We start from the raw sequence: 3,466 nt of genomic DNA, 5'->3' as shown, positions 1-3,466 counted from the left end.
GATCCGCGAACTCCCATACAGGCCAGCGCCGTCAAGGGTGCGTCAACAGGCCGGACAGATGGCAGCATCCGACCAAGCGACCAGAAGCTCTCAAATCCGCTCTTGCGCTGAAGGGGGCGTCCACAGATGGGGAGCGGACGTCACCGACGCTGCCCGGGCGGCCAGGTGAAAGCATCCGGACCGCCCGACGATCTTCCGTTACTCGGTGACGGCCGACGTCGCTCCCGTACTACGATTGTAGCGAACAGTGACCGCTGAGATTGCGCACAGGTCGAGGTTTGACCAGATAGCCTCTTCCTTGTCGTCGTAGACCACCCTTATGTCGAAGCGGCAGACGTTCTCCGCAGCGTCGAAAGTGATGTCGACGCTGGCGCCGGTCTTCAGGACGTCGTCGCCCATGACGTCCTCTTCCCAATCATTGCTTTTGCTGGCGGCGACGTAGACCTGTTCGATCGTGTAGCCGGTCTGGTTCTTCAACGTGAAATCTTGATCCCCGGCGACCGCAGGGAAAGCGGCGAGCGCGAGCATCACTCCCGCGGCAGCGAGCAACTTCCTCATCATGTGATCTTCCCCCATAGGTCGGCCGAGGAACGCGGCAGACCGGGCGGTCTGTGCAACGCCGCCTCAGGGTTTGCAAGCAAGCTTCACCTTTCTGGCTCGCAATGCCCTCTGGGGACCTAAAACAAGCTTTGCTAGCTGTGCGCGGTGACGCCGAGCCATCCCGCGTCACGGACCTCGCCGAATTTTATGAGTACACACGCCCTAGACGCTGGTCCCGCCGACGGTCAGGCCGGTGATCTTCAGCGACGGCTGGCCGACCCCCACCGGGACGCTCTGTCCCGACTTGCCGCAGACGCCGACGCCGGGGTCGAAGTCGAAGTCGTTGCCGATCATGGTGATGCGGGTGAGCGCCGAGGGGCCGTCGCCGATCAGGGTGGCGCCCTTCACCGGACTGGTGATCTTGCCGTCCTCGATCAGGTAGGCCTCGGTGCACTGGAAGACGAACTTGCCGTTGGTGATGTCCACCTGGCCGCCGCCGAAGTTGGCGCAGTAGAGGCCGCGCTTGGTGGCCTCGATCATTTCCGAGCGCGGGGTGTTGGTGGTCCCGTTGTCCATGCCGGTGTTGGTCATCCGGGGCATGGGCATGTGGGCGTAGGACTGGCGACGGCCGTTGCCGCCGGCCTTCATGCCCATGAGGCGGGCGCTCATGCGGTCGTGCATGTAGCCCACCAGGATCCCGTCCTCGATCAGGACGGTGCGTTCGGTGGGGGTGCCCTCGTCGTCGACCGTGAGGGAGCCGCGGCGGCCGGGCAGGGAGCCGTCGTCGAAGACGGTGACGCCCCGGGCGGCCACCTGCTCGCCGATGCGGCCGGCGAAGGCCGAGGTGCCCTTGCGGTTGAAGTCGCCCTCCAGGCCGTGGCCGACGGCCTCGTGCAGCAGGATGCCGTTCCAGCCGGCGCCCAGCACCACGTCCATCTCGCCGGCCGGGCAGGGAACGGCGTCCAGGTTCATCAGGGCCTGGCGCAGCGCCTCCTCAGCCTGCTCCTGCCAGTTGGCGGCGCTGATCCAGTTCTCGAAGCCGGCGCGGCCACCGGCGCCCGTGAAGCCGTTTTCGCGGCGGCCGTCCTTCTCGACGGTCACCTGGACATTGATGCGCGACAGCGGCCGCACGTCACGGATCAGCCGGCCGTCGGCGCGCAGGATCTCCACCGTGCGGCGCTCGCCGGACATCGAGGCCATGACCTGGACGACCCGGGGATCGCGGGCCCGGCACCAGGCGTCGATCTCCTGCAGCAGGGCGACCTTCTCGGAGAAGGCCGGCGAGGCGGTGGGATCGTCCTCGCCATAGAGCTTGGTGTTGGTGGCGCGCGGCGCCTCATCAGAACCTGAGACGCCGTCATAACCGCGCTTGGCCAGGGAGGCCGAGGCCGCGGCCCGGCGAATGGAGGCCTCGGAGATCTCGCTGGAGTGGGAGTAGCCGGCGGTCTCGCCCGCCACCACCCGCAGGCCGAAGCCCTCGGAGGAATCATAGGCCGCCGACTTCAGACGACCGTCGTCGAACAGGAACGATTCGCTCTCGGAGCGCTCGACGAACAGCTCGCCGTCGTCGGCGCCCTGCAGCGCGTCCCCCAGGATTTCGCGGGCTCGCTCCGGAGAGACGCCGGCGGAGTCCAGGATAGAGGGGGCGGGGGAATGGGCGTTCATGAGCGCTATGCCTTGACTGACTTGGCTCAAGAGATAGGGGCTCAAGGCCGGTCCGTCACCCCAAACCGCGCGCCACCACGCCTTTCCGGCACTTCGAAGGGGGCGTCGCCCGTTCAGCGATCACGGGTCGGAGGGGCGTGCGTCACATCGTCCGAAGCGCCTTGGCCCACCGAAGATTCCGCCCCGCCGCGCCATGCTCGCGCCATAGGCGGCTCTACCGCCTTGGCAAGGCGTCAGTGAGCGCGTATGCACCCCGCTGAAGGGCCGGGCCTCGTGAGTTTGCGGGGCGCGAACCTCTATGACGGCGGCGGGGGCGATCGTTTCGACGAGACGCCGCCGGCCAAGCAGACCGAGGGGACATGAAGTCAAGGTTTCAAGGGATGCGAGCGCTGGCGGCCGGGGCCGCAGCGGGCGCGATGACAGCGTTCTGGGGCCTCTCGGCCCTGGCCGAGGAGCTCGTGGGCCAGCCCACGCCCGGCGGCATGAATCTGCAGGCGGGGGTCACCCCTCTGCGGGCCGACGCCATATTCTTCCACGACATCATTCTGCTGCCGATCATCACGGCCATCTGCCTGTTCGTGCTGGGCCTGCTGATCTGGGTCGTGGTCCGCTTCAACAAGCGCTCCAACCCGGTCCCGGCCAAGTGGAGCCACAACACGCCGATCGAGATCATCTGGACCGTGGTCCCGGTGCTGATCCTGATGGGGATCTCGATCTTCTCCTTCAAGCTGCTGTTCGCCTACCACGACATGCCCAAGCCCTACATGACCGTGAAGGCCACGGGGTATCAGTGGTACTGGGGCTACGAGTATCCCGACCAGAAGATCGGTGAGTTCGTCTCCAACATCCTTCCCGAGGACGAGGCCAAGGCCAAGAAGGTCCCCTACCTCCTGGCGGCGACCGAGCCCCTGGTGGTTCCGGTCAACCAGGTCGTTCGCGTGCTGGTCACCGGCGCCGACGTGATCCACGCCTTCGCCGTCCCCTCTTTCGGGGTGATTTCCGACGCCGTCCCGGGCCGGGTCAACGAGACCTGGTTCAAGGCTGATCGTCCGGGCGTCTATTACGGCCAGTGCCGCGAGCTGTGCGGCGTCGATCACGCCTTCATGCCGATCGAGGTCCACGTGCTGAGCCAGGCCGACTTCGACGCCTGGGTCGCCAGCAAGGGCGGCTCGCCCGTCGGCGCCGCGCCCGCGGCTCCGGCCGCCGGCGACGCCGCGGTTCCGGTCTCGGCCACCACGCCGGCGCCTGTCTCGCCCAACAA

General features: G+C 67.0%; 3 protein-coding genes. 1 reads left to right on the top strand and 2 read right to left on the bottom strand.

What is annotated here, in order from left to right; genetic code table 11:
* Positions 1 to 198 precede the first annotated feature (198 nt).
* Together Q8N10_RS10350 and tldD are read right to left on the bottom strand one after the other, a co-directional pair.
* The gene (locus Q8N10_RS10350) at positions 199 to 561 is read right to left on the bottom strand and encodes an argininosuccinate lyase (protein WP_304777519.1); all 363 of its coding nucleotides are present in this window, start codon (positions 559 to 561) and stop codon (positions 199 to 201) included.
* A gap of 201 nt (positions 562 to 762) precedes the next feature.
* Positions 763 to 2,205 carry a metalloprotease TldD gene (tldD, locus tag Q8N10_RS10345; RefSeq protein WP_304777517.1) on the bottom strand — a complete coding sequence of 481 codons (1,443 nt, stop codon included), beginning with the start codon at positions 2,203 to 2,205 and terminating at the stop codon, positions 763 to 765.
* A gap of 359 nt (positions 2,206 to 2,564) precedes the next feature.
* Between tldD and coxB the strand changes: the two genes are divergently transcribed.
* A partial coding sequence (gene coxB, locus Q8N10_RS10340) for a cytochrome c oxidase subunit II (protein WP_305663914.1) occupies positions 2,565 to 3,466 on the top strand: 902 nt, incomplete at its 3' end.

Source organism: Phenylobacterium sp., assembly GCF_030693625.1.
Lineage (GTDB): Bacteria > Pseudomonadota > Alphaproteobacteria > Caulobacterales > Caulobacteraceae > Phenylobacterium > Phenylobacterium ferrooxidans.
This window is presented reverse-complemented; position numbering and strand designations above follow the sequence as displayed.

Excerpts from the sequence above, each read along its gene's own strand:
- Q8N10_RS10350 (WP_304777519.1), bottom strand. The coding sequence starts at position 561 with ATGATGAGGAAGTTGCTCGCTGCCGCGGGAGTGATGCTCGCGCTCGCC.
- tldD (WP_304777517.1), bottom strand. The coding sequence starts at position 2,205 with ATGAACGCCCATTCCCCCGCCCCCTCTATCCTGGACTCCGCCGGCGTC.